Annotated in this window: 1 protein-coding gene; it reads right to left on the bottom strand. The window is 75.5% G+C overall.

The features are described from left to right. On the bottom strand, positions 1 to 380 hold a 380-nt coding region (locus ACLQ2V_RS28145), incomplete at both ends, for a beta-ketoacyl synthase N-terminal-like domain-containing protein (RefSeq protein ID WP_425721742.1).

The raw sequence follows: 380 nt of genomic DNA, 5'->3' as shown, positions 1-380 counted from the left end.
AACGACCCCAGATACACCGGCTCCACGTCCGCCGGCCGTCGCCCGTACGTCGCCAACAACGCCTGCGCCTCGATCGGGTCGCCGAGCCGGGTGCCGGTGCCGTGGCCCTCCACCGCGTCCACGTCGGTTACGCCCAACCGGGCATCCGCCAGCGCCTGCCGGATGACCCGCTGCTGCGAGGGCCCGTTCGGGGCGGTCAGGCCGTTCGACGCGCCGTCCTGGTTGACGGCGGTGCCGCGCACGACGGCCAGCACCCGGCGACCGTCGCGCACCGCGTCGGAGAGGCGCTGCACCACCAGCACGCCCACGCCCTCCGACCAACCCGTGCCGTCGGCCGCCTCCGCGTACGCCTTGCACCGCCCGTCCACCGCCAACCCCCG

The organism is Micromonospora sp. DT233 (assembly GCF_049841815.1).
Classification (GTDB): domain Bacteria; phylum Actinomycetota; class Actinomycetes; order Mycobacteriales; family Micromonosporaceae; genus Micromonospora.
This window is presented reverse-complemented; position numbering and strand designations above follow the sequence as displayed.